Annotated in this window: 11 protein-coding genes; 3 read left to right on the plus strand and 8 right to left on the minus strand. The window is 42.0% G+C overall.

Going from position 1 to position 14,361, the window contains the following annotated elements:
* Positions 1 to 21: 21 nt before the first annotated feature.
* Positions 22 to 3,264, minus strand: coding sequence for a VPS10 domain-containing protein (locus WBM98_RS01600; protein ID WP_424364279.1), 3,243 nt, complete (start codon positions 3,262 to 3,264; stop codon positions 22 to 24).
* A 158-nt stretch (positions 3,265 to 3,422) separates the two neighbouring features.
* On the opposite strand from WBM98_RS01600, the gene WBM98_RS01605 reads away from it, so the two are divergent.
* Positions 3,423 to 3,959, plus strand: a complete 537-nt coding sequence (locus WBM98_RS01605) for a hypothetical protein (protein WP_424364269.1) — start codon at positions 3,423 to 3,425, stop codon at positions 3,957 to 3,959.
* A gap of 24 nt (positions 3,960 to 3,983) precedes the next feature.
* On the opposite strand, the gene WBM98_RS01610 is transcribed toward WBM98_RS01605, so the two are convergent.
* Together WBM98_RS01610 and WBM98_RS01615 are read right to left on the minus strand one after the other, a co-directional pair.
* Positions 3,984 to 5,708 carry an amidohydrolase family protein gene (locus tag WBM98_RS01610; RefSeq protein ID WP_424364270.1) on the minus strand — a complete coding sequence of 575 codons (1,725 nt, stop codon included), beginning with the start codon at positions 5,706 to 5,708 and terminating at the stop codon, positions 3,984 to 3,986.
* Positions 5,709 to 5,817: 109 nt separating this feature from the next.
* Positions 5,818 to 6,585: a CDP-alcohol phosphatidyltransferase family protein gene (locus WBM98_RS01615; RefSeq protein WP_424364272.1), complete on the minus strand. Its 768-nt coding sequence runs from the start codon at positions 6,583 to 6,585 to the stop codon at positions 5,818 to 5,820.
* 363 nt (positions 6,586 to 6,948) lie between these two features.
* Here WBM98_RS01615 and WBM98_RS01620 point away from each other — a divergent pair, with 363 nt between their 5' ends.
* Positions 6,949 to 10,359: a ThuA domain-containing protein gene (locus tag WBM98_RS01620; RefSeq protein ID WP_424364273.1), complete on the plus strand. Its 3,411-nt coding sequence runs from the start codon at positions 6,949 to 6,951 to the stop codon at positions 10,357 to 10,359.
* Between the two features lie 166 nt (positions 10,360 to 10,525).
* Here the strand turns inward: WBM98_RS01620 and WBM98_RS01625 are convergent, their stop codons facing one another.
* From WBM98_RS01625 to WBM98_RS01635, 3 genes are all read right to left on the minus strand, one after another.
* On the minus strand, positions 10,526 to 10,945 hold the full coding sequence (locus WBM98_RS01625) for a VOC family protein (protein WP_424364274.1): 420 nt from the start codon (positions 10,943 to 10,945) through the stop codon (positions 10,526 to 10,528).
* Positions 10,946 to 10,963: 18 nt separating this feature from the next.
* Positions 10,964 to 11,116: a hypothetical protein gene (locus WBM98_RS01630; RefSeq protein WP_424364275.1), complete on the minus strand. Its 153-nt coding sequence runs from the start codon at positions 11,114 to 11,116 to the stop codon at positions 10,964 to 10,966.
* Positions 11,117 to 11,240: 124 nt separating this feature from the next.
* Complete coding sequence (locus WBM98_RS01635) at positions 11,241 to 12,353, minus strand: glycoside hydrolase family 88/105 protein (RefSeq protein WP_424364276.1); 1,113 nt, start codon at positions 12,351 to 12,353, stop codon at positions 11,241 to 11,243.
* A gap of 297 nt (positions 12,354 to 12,650) precedes the next feature.
* On the opposite strand from WBM98_RS01635, the gene WBM98_RS01640 reads away from it, so the two are divergent.
* On the plus strand, positions 12,651 to 12,830 hold the full coding sequence (locus WBM98_RS01640; protein ID WP_424364277.1) for a hypothetical protein: 180 nt from the start codon (positions 12,651 to 12,653) through the stop codon (positions 12,828 to 12,830).
* 237 nt (positions 12,831 to 13,067) lie between these two features.
* On the opposite strand, the gene WBM98_RS01645 is transcribed toward WBM98_RS01640, so the two are convergent.
* A complete protein-coding gene (locus WBM98_RS01645) occupies positions 13,068 to 13,541 on the minus strand; it encodes a hypothetical protein (RefSeq protein ID WP_424364280.1) in 474 nt (157 codons plus the stop codon).
* Between the two features lie 83 nt (positions 13,542 to 13,624).
* The gene (locus tag WBM98_RS01650) at positions 13,625 to 14,284 is read right to left on the minus strand and encodes an ankyrin repeat domain-containing protein (RefSeq protein ID WP_424364278.1); all 660 of its coding nucleotides are present in this window, start codon (positions 14,282 to 14,284) and stop codon (positions 13,625 to 13,627) included.
* Positions 14,285 to 14,361: the final 77 nt, after the last annotated feature.

Here is a 14,361-nt window from a genome sequence, read left to right on the forward strand (position 1 = left end):
TAGTTTTTAAATATCTACTTACTAATCAAGACTAAATGTTTTTATTGGTTTAAAAGGACTAACCTCCTGTTTTTCAATGTCATCCCTATAGGCTTTCCATGTATTACTAAAGAAGGCATTGGTTTTTTGCAACGCACTTTTCAGATCGTCTTCCGCAAACTGGATCAATCGCTTTTCGGTAGGGGTTATTCCGGTTTTACGGGTACGTGTATAAAAACTGGCATTACCAATACGCTGCATAACAGTAATTTCAGGATTCCTGGTGATACCTTGTCTTTTATCCTCCTTGCCGAGATACAGGGCGATTACAGAATCCAATTGTTTAACAATTTCTTTGGAGGCCTTTATTTGTTCCTCGTATTTGTCCTCATCCAATGCTTTGAGCTCCTTTTGGTATTTAGTGGCAACATCCTTGCTTACAACCAATTGTTTAACAGCGTCAGCGGAGGTTTGGGTCAATGACTCCAACTTTTTTGAATTTTCATACACTTCATTGATCGAAGCCAAGGATACCTCCAACCTTGGGTCCGATTTCACTTGAACTGTTGTCTCATCGGTCATGTCACCGAAAGACACTTTAATTTTATAGGTGCCCGGTTTTACGTCGGTTCCTCCCCGTTCATTCTTATTTTTTGATATTTTCCGTGACGGTCTGTCCGGCCCTTTTTCGTCCATACCCCAATACAAACGATGGAAACCGGCCTTTTCGGGGGTTTTCATCTTGATGGTCCTGATCAAGCGATCCCCATCATAGAACTGGAACATGACGGAATCCTTTTTCTGTACCCCGGACAGTTCTTCTTTTTTGCTAGCCACGTTGGTGGAATCGTTTTCTATTTCCGTTTCTTTTTCTTCTGCATTCGTATCCTCCTTTTTTTCTGGGGACTTTTTCTTGCCTTCCTTTATAAAATAGGTAATCATGGCCCCTGCCTTCCTATTTTCGGCATTGTACAGGGCATCTGCCCCAAACCGACTTCCTGTGGGTTGTTGATATGCGGCTTGGTAAGCGGTAGGCGGGGTGAATATTTTGATTTCTTTTTGTAAAATGGACATATCACTTGCCAATGCCCGTAATGGACGAATATCATCCAAGACCCAGGCAGCACGCCCAAAGGTGCCTATAACAAGATCGTGCTCCCTTGGCTGAATGACAAGGTCCTTGGTCGAGACCGTTGGGAAACCCTCTGTCCATTTTTGCCATTTTACGCCCGCATTGAAAGAAATATAAAGCCCGTCATCCGTGCCCAAAAACATAAGATTCGGGTTTTCTATATCCTCTATAATCGAAAGGGTATAACTCTCCACATCGGTGCTATCAACGATGCGCTCCCATGTTTTGCCATAATTTTTAGTTCTATAGGCATAAGGGGTATAATTGAATCTTCTATAGTCATTGGCGATTAAAAGGGCCTCGCCTTTATTTTTATTCGATGGTTTAATTTGAGGTATCCAACTACCTATAGGTAAGCCTTTTATGTTTTTTGTAACCTCGGTCCAGCTAGCGCCACCATTTTGTGTATAATGCACTCGGCCGTCATCGGTACCAACCCATAACATATCTTTTTCCACGGGGGATGGCTCTATGACCAAGATGGTGCAATGGTTCTCCGCACCTGTGGCGTCCATCGTAAGCCCACCACTTTCCGATTGTTTTTGTTTTTCCGGATCATTGGTGGTCAAATCAGGGGAAATCACCTCCCAAGTAAGACCTTTATCCGTGCTCTTATGAACGAATTGACTGCCGAAATATACTGTGCTACGGTCAAAGGAATCTTGCCCAATTGCAGCATTCCAATTAAAACGAAGCTTGGTATCTGCATCGGGCGGTGTAGGTCGAACAATATAGTTATTGCCGGTAATATGGTCGTAACGTTGTACAAAGCCTTGTTGGCTCATGGTATACCCATATCTGGAGTCGTCAAGGTCGGGAACCACATCAAAGCCATCACCAAAACTGATTTCCTGCCAATAGCTATTGCGAATGCCTTGGTCTTTCCATACATACGCAGGACCCCGCCATGACCCATTATCCTGCATGCCGCCATATATATTATATGGGAATTCATTGTCTGTATTGACATGGTAGAATTGGGCTACGGGCAAATTGCCAATAAATCGCCAAGTTTTACCGCCATCTTTGGTAATGTTCAATCCACCATCATTGCCATTTAGCATAAACTGGCCGTTGTCGGGGTGGATCCACCAGGCATGGTGATCGGGATGCACCCCATTGTCAACCCCGTAGGCGGGCATGAGCTCAGCAAAGCTTTTGCCACCATCCTGTGAAACATTCACATAGGTAAAAACGGAATAGACCCGATTTTCATTTTGGGGATCCACGTAGATTTCTGAATAATAAAAAGGACGATTGCCGATATCTTCCTTGTCATTGACCTTCTTCCATTTAAATCCGCCGTCTTCTGATTTGTAGAGGGCATTCTTTTTTGCTTCTACCAAGGCATATACGATATTGGGCTTGCTAGGTGCTATTGCAACGCCTATACGGCCTAATTCCCCTTTGGGGAGCCCGTCTTCATCCGTAAGTTTTTTCCAATTTTTCCCACCATCGTGGGTCATGTAGATTCCACTACCTTCACCGCCTGATTTAAAGAACCAGGGATCTCTTTTATGCTCCCATAGGGCCGCAATCAATTTATTCGGATTCGTAGGGTCCATGATCAAATCGGCAACCCCCGTTCTATTGTTCACAAAGAGTATTTTTTCCCAGGTATCACCGCCATCTGTGGTCTTATAGACCCCTCTTTCCGGATGCTCGCCCCAAGGGGATCCTATGGCGCCCACATAGACCGTATTGGGATCCATAGGGTCTATTTTAATACGATGGATGTGACGGGTTTTTTCCAAGCCCATGGATTTCCATGATTTACCACCATCCAATGATTTGTAGATACCATAGCCGCCGTTAAGGCTGTTTCTAGGATTGCCTTCACCCGTACCTACCCAGATTACGGAAGGATTGGATTGCTGAATGGCTACCGCACCGATCGAAGCGGTCACTTCCTTGTCAAAAATTGGGTCCCATTTTATTCCGCCCGAGGTAGATTTCCAGAGTCCACCCGAAGCCGTACCCACATACATTACTTCGGGCGTGTTATGTACCACATCGATTGCGGTAACACGACCACTCATACCACCGGGACCTATATTTCTGGGTTTTAGGTCCTGAACGAGGTCCATTTTAAAATCTTGTGCAAAAAACGAAAATGATGCACATAGCATCACTAGGGGGAGTAATTTTTTAATCATCAGAAGTATACGTTAATTAGTCGCCTAAATATACAAAAACTAAGGGGAGATTTCTTATAGGAATGTTGATGGGTTAAAGGAAAGCTTCGTTTTTTTTATTTGTAACAAACTAGATGAAAACATGACCTATAGATAATCAATGAAAAATAATCATCATGAAACTAACACTAAGACTTCGTATACTACTTACCGGAATAGTAACCCTATTGGTCTGGAGCCATGTAGCTTGGGATTACTTTCATGGTGGTGTGCCCACGCATTATCTTTTGCACGACAGTCGTTTGCCGGGAATCTCCAATTGGTGGGGTGCAGCAATTCTTCCATTTTTTACTTGGTTCTTATTATACCGTATACACAAGAGAATAGATTTACGTGAAATGTCGGTTGCTACGGAAAGTCTTTCAAAAATTGTGATTCGATTTCTTGCAGCTGTTTTGGTTGCTGTAGCCATTGCGGTTTGTTTTATGAACGATATTGAAGTGACCGATTATATAATGGGCTCATTGTTTATTTTGGCATTCTTTTTTCCGCTGTACAAATCTGAATATTTATTAGGGTGGGTTCTGGGTGCTGCCTTTACTTTTGGAGCGATCATACCCATGGGTTTTGGCAGCCTACTCGCGCTTATCTTTTTTATATTTTATCAATTGGGAAAGACATTATTTGGTTTTTTTCGTTCAAAGACGAAATAGGAGTTGCATTGCTATTTTCCCTCATTAGTGCACGCGTATCCATTCCTCATTAAATGTATTGTTAAGGCCGGTCAGTATGAGGGTATCACCGATGACTTCGAACTGAAAACGCAACATCTTTTCCATTAAATAGTCGCTACTTTCATTGGCGAAGGTAATGGTCTCAGCGTATTCATTGCCTTCCACTGAATAATGGCCCCCATGATAGTAGCCCAATTTATTGGTCAGGGTATTCATTTCGGTCATGTTCCAATACCCATTGAAAATGGATTTAACACGTTTAAAGGTCTCTACTGGGGCAGGTTTTTTACCTTTTTCGCTATAGTATTGCCATGTACCTTGCAATTGGTGCACATTTCTTTCCTCTTGATCCGAATCAATTTCGGATGGTTTAGAATTTTTGGCCGCTATACCCGCCAATCGTTTATTTATGGTTGCTTTTGGGACCCATAGACCTTGACGAAAGACGCCTGCGAGGTCTTGCAAATGATCTATATTATCAAGGGGATTGGCATTGAGTAAAATGAGATCGGCTTCAAGCCCTTCCTTGACTTGACCAAAAACGTCAACCTTCTCGAAGAAGGTAGCAGGGTTTATCGTACCCGATTGAATGATTTCCAATGGCGTGAGTCCCGCAGCCTGTAAGCCATCTATTTCACGATGTATTGAAAAACCAGGTACATTGAACACTTGTGGGGCATCGGAACCCAATAGCATGCCATGACCCCTATCTTGAAGTTTTTTAATCAGTTGTTTGCGAATAACGTCGAATTGTTTCCATTGATTTGCCGTAAAACCAGTTGCGGGATCTATGGAAGCTTCCTTGCGCTCCTTCCAATCCACAAGGGTAGCAGTGGGCATATATTGCATCTCAGGTTGTTGTAAAAGTTCATCTGCAGGAATAGGGGCAAACCAACGTTCAAAAAGACTTTGGGTGGGTACGATCCACACCTTGTTTTCCTTGGCTAAGTTTACCAGCCCATCAATTTTTGCAAGGTCGGCCATAGGTGTAAAGGCATAGCCGAAAAAACCATTGTCCATGGGTTTTACATTGGCAGTTTCGGGCACCAATCCTTCTAAAAAACCATCCACATGGTCTATGGAGGCAAATTTACTTTGTAACGCATGCCAAATCCCAACATCGATGGGTACATGTCCTGCAAAAGGAATACCGACCTCATTGGCCGTTATTACGATTTGATCGAATACCTCCCGTTTGATACCTGGATGGATCTTTAAAAAATCATATCCGTCCTTCTTATAGGTGGTTACCATTGAAATAGCTTGCTCAGTCGAAGTCACGGAATTACCGTTCAATGATGGACTCGATGTAAAAATACGAGGACTAAGTATTTCGCCATTTTCTGCCTTGTTTCGCAATACTAAATGGATCGGATGTCCCAACATGCCACGAATGGTCGTTATCCCATTGGCGAGATATAAAAAAAGTACGTCTTCAATTCGTTCACTGTTTATTGATGGAGGTGGAATGTGGGCATGCATTTCGGCAAGGCCGGGCATTAAAAACTTACCTGTGCCATTCACCATCAATTCGTGGGCCAATGGCTTTTCTTGATGTAGGGAAATGGTTTTGATCTTGCCTGAATCAATGACCACATCCTTATGTTCCCAAATGGCGCCAGTGGTCACATCGATAATATTCACATCGATGATCATCGTGCCTTTTTCAGGCTCATTCATACAGGCAAATAGCAACAACACCGCCCCTAAAAGTCCAAACTTTTTCATGACTCTAAATTAATGGTTCTTTCAATGAATTTAGTAGTATGGAACGATTTTATCCTTACTGGTCCAATTCATTTTTATTTTCAAAAGAAGGTTACAAGCTTAAAAGGATTTATCGGTTGATAAATTTGCGCGTGGGAATAACCACAAAAATCAGTAAGGAGTATACGATGAAGAAGGGAATAATATAAGCTGCCAAATCAAACACCAGCATAAGCGCAATGATCAACAACTGAAATCCCAGTCCGAATAATGAGACGCAGGTCATAAACCATTTGGGCAGTTTTTGGGCAGTAATGGCGTTAGGATCCAAATAGTGGATGACCTTATCGAATAGCCCATAAAATAAGCGGTAAAGTCCAAAAAGCAAATTCACATCACTTTGCTTTTCCCCATTCATAGCCTTAGGGGCCTCATCTTCAAAGATGCGGCTTGTAGTATCCCCATTGTGCTTTTTTCTTAAAATCACATAATAATAATTATACAAGGTGCCTTGCAATTGTAACCCGATAAACGCTAGAAAGGCATAGAAGAGTGAACCTTGGGTTATATACCATAGCGTAAGGATAAAGAGCGCATTGAGGAGAAAATCAGATACCGAATCAAAATATCGGCCCGTATACGTAGGTGTCTTTTTAAGCCGTGCCAATTCCCCATCCGCGGCATCCAAAATGGATTTTAATACTAGGAAAAAAGCGGCCGCCCAATACTGATGGTATACCATACAGATTATGGACAACAATCCCGAAATTATGAAACCAATGGTCACATGAATAGGGGATAATGAGGTATTGGTCAGTGAGTTGGCGATTAATTTGGCCATAGGGCGCCCATAATCGGATACATCGAAAAATTGGTGCTCTTTGGGTAATTTAGCCATTATGGAGTCAACAAGCTTTTTATCACTAAGAACGAGAACACGCTGGCTTAGTTGTATTGCCTTGTGGGCCGAGCAAAGGTAATGTTATATTTCGGATTTCATTATAATTAGGTTTATCGCTAAAACACTTGGCTTTTCGTTTGTTACGCTGCTACAAAATTGGGTAATACCCCTATTTTACTTCCGTTATCCCGATAACCATTGCATCATTTCTTTTATAGTTTTTGAGAAGGGACCGATAAGTTTCAACAGTTATCACCATCCGTTTAGCATATTTCTGGTGATTTTCAAAAAGCATTTGGCCCAAACCTAGATCTATTCCTATATTTAACGGCTTCAGGTATGAACTAAAGATTACATTTAATGATTAAAAGAATTGTATTGTTATCAATGCTCACCTTGGCATTGTTAATGGCAAGTTGTAGCACTAAAAGAAATGGTAAACCCAAAGTTTTGGTTTTCTCAAAAACCATGGGTTATAATCACGCTTCAATTCCTAAAGGGATTGCGGCCATTCAAAAATTAGGGGTCGAAAAAGGGTTTGAAGTGGATACCACCAAGAACGCCTTGTTTTTTACCGATGAAAACCTTAAGAAATATTCGTGTATCGTTTTTCTAAGTACTACGGGTAATGTCTTGGATCATTATCAAGAAGCCGCTTTTGAGCGTTACATACAGTCCGGTGGGGGTTTTGTAGGCATCCATGCCGCCACGGACACCGAATATGATTGGGGTTGGTATACCAAGTTGGTTGGGGGGCAATTTCAGAGCCATCCTGCAGGCACCCCCAACGCCGATTTTATTATTAAGGACAATTCCTTCATTGCCACCAAGCATTTTAAGGATACGATATGGAATAGGGATGATGAACTCTATAATTTCAAGAATTTGAACAAAGAGGTCAAGGTCTTGATCACCGTAGATGAAAGTACCTATGAAGGAGGGGAGAATGGGGATTTTCACCCCATGAGCTGGCACCATGAATATGATGGGGGAAGGGCCTTTTATACAGCGGCCGGGCATACAGATGAAAGCTTTTCCGAAGAGAAATTCGTCAAACACATTTTGGGTGGTATTCAATATGCCATAGGGGGGAACTTACAATTGGATTATAGTAAGGCAACGACGCAGATTCCTCCAGAAATCAACCGTTTTTCAAAGGTGACCTTGACTGCAGGGGAATTTTTCGAACCTACCGAGATGGCGGTTTTACCAAATAATGACGTAGTTATTGCCCAGCGTAGGGGTGAAATATTAGTATACGATGCAGATACTGAAGAACTTAAGGAAATTGCCAAACTCGATGTATATTACAAAGCCTTGAACGCTCCAGGTGTGAATGTGGAGAACGGTTTGTTGGGATTGCAAAAAGATCCTGATTTTGCGACGAACCATTGGATATATCTATATTATAGTCCTACCGGGGATAAATGGGTAAACCGAATGTCGCGATTTAAATTCAAGGAAGGAATCTTTGATTTGGATTCTGAACAGGTTATTTTGGAAGTTCCAACGCAACGCGAAGTCTGCTGCCATACGGGAGGTTCGATCGCTTTTGGCCCCGATGGTTTGTTGTATCTATCAACGGGCGACAATACAACTCCCTTTGATGAAAAAGGGGCAACCTATGTCACGCATGGGTATGCCCCCTTAAATGATATTCCGGGGAAGGAACAATATGATGCACGCCGTTCTTCTGGAAATACGAATGACCTAAGAGGAAAGATATTGCGGATCAAGGTCAATGAAGATGGCACGTATGCGATACCGGAAGGCAACCTTTTCCCCGTGGGAACGAAAATGACCCGCCCAGAGATTTATACCATGGGGCATCGGAATCCGTATCGCATTGCAGTGGACCTCAAGAAAGGCTATTTGTATTGGGGTGACGTGGGGCCGGATGCCAATGACGATGACCTTGCGCTTCGTGGCCCAAGGGGTTATGATGAGCTGAACCAAGCCCGTGAAGCTGGTAATTTCGGTTGGCCCTTTTTCGTGGCCAACAATAAACCCTATAGGGATTATGACTATTCCGATGGTACTTCAGGGAAGGCTTTTGACACCAACAAACCGATCAATGATTCAAGGAATAATACGGGCCTTCAAGAACTACCACCTGCCCAAGGGGCCTACGTATACTACCCTTATGCAGTGACCCCGGATTTCCCCAAAGTAGGGACCGGGGGTAGAAATGCCATGGCAGGACCCACCTATTATTCAGACCTATATCCCAAAGGGGGCGGCTTACCTACTTATTACGATGCTAAAGTTCTGGTTTATGATTGGATGCGCGGGTGGATGAAGGCCATCACCTTTTTTGAAGATGGTACTTTCAATAAAATGGAGCCTTTCGCATCGGATATTGAACTTAATAACCTGATCGATATGGAGATGGGCCCTGATGGACGTGTTTATCTTTTGGAATACGGGAGCGGGTGGTTTCAGCAAAACAAGGATTCGGGATTAAGCTATATTGAATACAATGGAGGCAATAGGCCCCCGATAATCACCAATTTCACCAGTGATAAAACTTCCGGTACGTTGCCCCTTACCGTTGCTATGAAGGTCGAAGCCTTGGATCGGGAAAAGGATGCCATGAGGTATATTTGGGATTTTGGAAACGGAGAGACAATAACAACCGATACTCCGGAGGTTTCGTACACTTTTAAGGAAGCCGGGGAATACAAGATGACGGTTGAGGTTAAGGATGAAGGGAATGAATCGGCCAAGAGTGGGATTATAGCAATTACCGCAGGAAATACCAAACCTGAAGTTACTATTGACCTAAATGGAGGTAATTCTTCTTTCTTCATGCCTGGAGTGCCCATTAATTACAATGTTAAGGTAACTGATGTTGATGGGGGACCTATCGACCCCTCTAAAATTTTTGTTTCTGTTGATTACTTGTCCGGAATGGATAAGGTGAATATATCCCAAGGGCATCAACAAGTTTCAGCAGTGGTAATGGGTAAGGCTTTGACGCAGGCTTTGGACTGTAAGGCTTGCCATAAGGAAATCGGGAAATCCATTGGCCCTGAATATCAGGCCGTGGCCGAAAAATATAAGGGAGATCCCACCGCAATGGATTATTTGCAAAAGAAGATCGTGTCAGGTGGTTCTGGGGTCTGGGGCGAGGTGGTGATGGCCGCCCATCCCAATATTACGGAAGATGAGACCCGACAAATAGTGCTGTACATTCAATCCTTAGCCGAAAGTAACAACGAAAGCAAGTCTTTGCCGCCCTTGGGAAGTATTGTTCCTGATCCAAGTGCGAGCGATAAAGTGATGGTGATTACAGCGAGTTATACCGATGATGGTGGAGAAAAGGTAAAACCTTTGACAGGTTCAACTTCTGTGGCACTCCAGAGCAGTATAGTCCCCTTATCGGCGAAAACTAAGACCCAAGGGTTCAATCCTATTAGCTTTGGAGGTCAAAATTTATTGCTGGCCCCAAAAGATGAAGGCTGGTTTATACTTGAGAATATAGATTTAAAAGATGTAAGGGGGGTATATATAACTGCCGGATGGCAAGAACCGCCAAAGGCATCGGTGCATTTTGAAATGCGATTGAATGCAGCAGATGGGAAACTTTTAGGGTCAGGAAGTTTGCCAATACCTGTGGCTGGACAAGAAGGCGGTATACTATCGATTCCCATGATTTCCCCTGTCGACGTTAATGCGGATGAACTCTATTTCATATATAAACCCCAAGAGGGTGAGGATAGGGGGGAGGCCCCATTCGTATTGACGAACGTGAGGTTTGATGGAAAATAAACAGGAATACCATGGAAAAAAGGTCTAAAAAGTCTAAAATTTAACTTTCTGTCACATCGAGCGCAGTCGAGATTTGTTGAATATCAAGAGTTTTATTCTCTTTCCTTTGCTCGAAATGATAGCAGAACAAACTTCTTAGACCTTTTTTTTAAAATCATCCATACTATCAAGGAACATTTCCCTCGTTATCCAAGGGTAAAAATGGATTAAAGGCGATTTCCCAAAGATTATCATCAGGATCGGCAATGTAACCACTATACCCTCCCCAGATTACCTCTTCAGGGGCTTTGATAATCTTAACGCCATGTTGTCTGAAGTATTCGAACAAGGTGTTAACTTCCTCTTTGGTTCTTGTATTATAAGCCAATGTAAAACCTTTAAAACCGCTTCCTTCTGGGCTGACCTGAGCGTCTTCGGCAAGTTTTTCCCTAGGATAAAGTGATAAAAGAAATCCGTTTAATTGAAAAAATGAAATGAATTCATTGCTAGAATCCATTAATTTCCATCCGAACTTATCGATATAGAAATTGGTTGATGCCTGTATATCCTTGACACCAAGCCCTATGATCGTTGCTCTCTGTTCCATATAGATAAGTATTAAAATTCAGCTTTTTTCGAGATACTCCTTAAGCGATTTTCCCAAAAGGTAATTCCAACCCTCTACTGCGCTTTCACGGGCAAATTCAGGAATATCATTGGGAAAGTCCGCTAGAATCTTCGTACTTAGCCGCAATAGGTAGGTATTCCCTTGTTCCATAAGTTGAAACAGCACCAATGAATCGCCAGGATATTCTTTATAACATCATTTATATTCAAGAGTTTCAAAGGGAACGATCTTGATGATTTCCCAAAAACTTTTCAGGACTCCGTTGAATATATGACTATTTACCACCATATAACGTATAAACTTCCGACCCTGCACTCAAGAAAGCCCCCGTACCATAAACTTCCGATTTATCGGGCCATGCCTTACCCGGTGCAGCCCCAATCGGTTGTACGTAGCCTAACATGCCTTCAGGGGTGACATGACTAACCATGGCGTTCCATCCTTTTTTTACGGCAGGACCATAAATTTCCTTATCCAATATACCTTGATTGATGCCCCAAGCCAACCCAAACGTGTAAAATGAGGAACCACTCGTTTCCGGGGTCGGGTAATACTCTTGGCCCAACAGGCTCATGGCCCAATGCCCTTGTGGGGTTTGGATCTGAAGTAATTTTTTGGCCATTTCTTTATAAATCATCATAAAATACTCGTATTCTTTGCTATTGGGATTCAACTCCTCCATGATATTGGCAAGTCCGGCAAAAACCCATCCATTGCCCCTAGACCAGAAAATCTTGGTGCCATGGTCCAGTTTGCCCATAAAACTTTGGTCGCGGTAATAGAGGTGTTCTTTTTTGTCGTAAAGAAAATCCGTCGTGGCCTTAAATTCCTTCATCATAAAATCGAGATACTTTTTTTCGCCTGTCAGGTTGTATAATTTTGCCCAAACGGGAGGGGACATGAACAAGGCGTCACACCAGTTCCAACGGGATTGATGATAGGGACTTTGCCATTGCAATGATGTCTTGGCCGGATGGTACATGATATAATCGAATTGTTCCCTGGTTGGTGCGATCATTTTATCATCCTTGTACTTCCGATAGAGTTCAATATACATTTGCCCCACGGTATGATCATCGGCATGGTATTTTCGTTGATGTAGTTGCCAGTCGTATTTTTGTCCTATGTCTTTCAACCATTTATAATAGGTGTCATCATCAGCCATTGCAGCCCATTTTACCATACCCACATAAAGGGCCCCATTGGTCCAATCGAGGGGGTGATGTGGTTCTTTATGATCACTGAACAGATCGGAATAATGCACTATCTGCCAATCGGCCACCCGCTGCATTACCTGTTTTACCTGTTTCGGTTCTATTTCCTGTGCTTGGGATACGATGGTTAACATGATGGTTGCACTGATAAAAAAATGTTGTATTGATTTCATTAGGTTCGTATAGTATGTACTTCGTTAATAAGGTATTGTAAAAATGGTAAATAAAATGCATTTACCATGCTTTATCGTAAAATATGAAAATAGATTCAACTATGTTATGCATGTATATGTACGTCTTTTAACAGCATCTTGTGTTGACTTGCAATGAACTCCAAAGTTAATCACTGATTCACTACAAATACTCATATCGCAACTTTTTTCCTCACAAATAAAAAATAGAAAAGCATGATAATTGTTAGCTTTTAAACGGAAAGTAATTGATAGTTTTGTCACTTCAAAAAACTAGTTATGAGCACTGATAAAACATGTATTGTCTGTAAGAAAACCTCAAGTGAAACCCCTGTGACGAAATTTTATCATAAGGAAAGTGAATTTTATATCTGCCCCCAGCACATTCCCATTTTGATACATAACCCACAGGATTTGGTGGGATTATTGGACGGTGCTGATAAATTACAGGGCGGGTAGGTCCTGCTTAAAGCCAAATTAACCAGTGCCTAAGGTCAGCGGCATTTTTGCTTATGGTTTTCGTAATCAATACATCTATAGGTCTAGAATGCTGAGGCGCGTATTTGTACGTCACCTACAAAATAAAGGGGTTGGATTCTTCTTTGATCTTATTGGGACAATAAGCGGGGCGCTTTGCAAAGCGGCTGACACCGCTTTTTTAAATCAATAGGCTTTTTTTATCTGGAGTTCGATTTTTCATTTAACTTCTTCGGTAGCGAATGAATGTTCAATAGCCTCAAGGTCGCATTTTTTGAAATGGTCCTTTTCCCAATTATAGATTTTAGTCAGAAGTTGGTATTCTTTTTCCAAGGTGACATTGGATATCGTACGTGTGTCCGAATTAATACTCCTTGAAATGCCAAAATTGAATATGTTGTCCACACAATTATCTTCAATTTCATCAAACACATTCACTTGAATATTGCTGGTTGGGCATACTTTGAGATGTATCTTGTTTTCTTTTAGGAATATAAGTAGTTCCACATCCTCTGCGCTTCTCACGCCATGCCCAATTCTTAAGGGATAGATGTTTTCAATGGTTTCCCATGCACTTTCAGGTCCTTTGGCCTCAGCCGCGTTTGCGGCGCATTTGATATCATTGTCTTTTGCAAAGCAAAAGGCTTTGATATGATTGTCAATGGGAATTCCTGCCTCATCGGCTGAATGGATTTACTACAAAAACAATCGGGTTTGTACACAATGAATATAATGCTATTACAGTCATAAAATGTTTGAATCAGTTCCAATGTTTTTCAATGCTGTTGACCCAAAAGGTATGTTCGTATGTCATTATGCTTTTCACGTTCGGCTATAAGCAATGCGGTATCCCCATTATCCATTTGCGGGGTAATCAATGCCTTGTTTTCGACCAGAAGTTTTACCAAGGCCAGATTCCCTCGGTGTACGGCAGCGTGCAAGGGCGTTACATTTTTCATCTGAACCGCATTTACATTGGCCTCGTTTTCGATGAATAGCTTGCACAGTTCATAATTCTCCTTCGCTATGGCCGCATGCAAGGCATTTACCTTTGATGGATTCTTGGCCGGTAAGTTTGGGTCGGCACCCATCGTAATCAATGCTTTTGCGATTTCGGTTCGATTGAAAAATGCGGCTAATGACAACGGTGTGAAACCATCATTGGAATGGGTGTTTACCAAGTCAAAGTCGGGGGTATTCAAATAATCTTTTACAATTTCCAATTTACCGCATACAATGGCCTCGTGAAAAGAAAAGGATTTCTTTAAGTCAATAGCTTCTACAAAAGCTTTCTGAAGGCCACTATAAGCAATTAAGGTTAAACCTGAACTTCCATGATCGTCTTCAAGACCCAATACCTCTGGATTCGCATGAAGTAATGCTATAATTTTATCGACCGCTTTTTTTTGTAGGTGCGTTTTGAGCAATTCAACCATAATTCTTGTTTTAGGCAAGAGCGTATTTAATATACTATACTATAAAGTTATGGTAATTTTAGTAATGTTGTTTAACC

Source organism: Maribacter sp. (assembly GCF_049667165.1).
In the GTDB taxonomy this organism is placed as follows: Bacteria; Bacteroidota; Bacteroidia; order Flavobacteriales; family Flavobacteriaceae; genus Maribacter_A.

Excerpts from the sequence above, each read along its gene's own strand:
- WBM98_RS01605 (WP_424364269.1), top strand. The coding sequence starts at position 3,423 with ATGAAACTAACACTAAGACTTCGTATACTACTTACCGGAATAGTAACC.
- WBM98_RS01610 (WP_424364270.1), bottom strand. The coding sequence starts at position 5,708 with ATGAAAAAGTTTGGACTTTTAGGGGCGGTGTTGTTGCTATTTGCCTGT.
- WBM98_RS01615 (WP_424364272.1), bottom strand. The coding sequence starts at position 6,585 with ATGGCTAAATTACCCAAAGAGCACCAATTTTTCGATGTATCCGATTAT.
- WBM98_RS01620 (WP_424364273.1), top strand. The coding sequence starts at position 6,949 with ATGATTAAAAGAATTGTATTGTTATCAATGCTCACCTTGGCATTGTTA.
- WBM98_RS01625 (WP_424364274.1), bottom strand. The coding sequence starts at position 10,945 with ATGGAACAGAGAGCAACGATCATAGGGCTTGGTGTCAAGGATATACAG.
- WBM98_RS01630 (WP_424364275.1), bottom strand. The coding sequence starts at position 11,116 with ATGGAACAAGGGAATACCTACCTATTGCGGCTAAGTACGAAGATTCTA.
- WBM98_RS01635 (WP_424364276.1), bottom strand. The coding sequence starts at position 12,353 with ATGAAATCAATACAACATTTTTTTATCAGTGCAACCATCATGTTAACC.
- WBM98_RS01640 (WP_424364277.1), top strand. The coding sequence starts at position 12,651 with ATGAGCACTGATAAAACATGTATTGTCTGTAAGAAAACCTCAAGTGAA.
- WBM98_RS01650 (WP_424364278.1), bottom strand. The coding sequence starts at position 14,284 with ATGGTTGAATTGCTCAAAACGCACCTACAAAAAAAAGCGGTCGATAAA.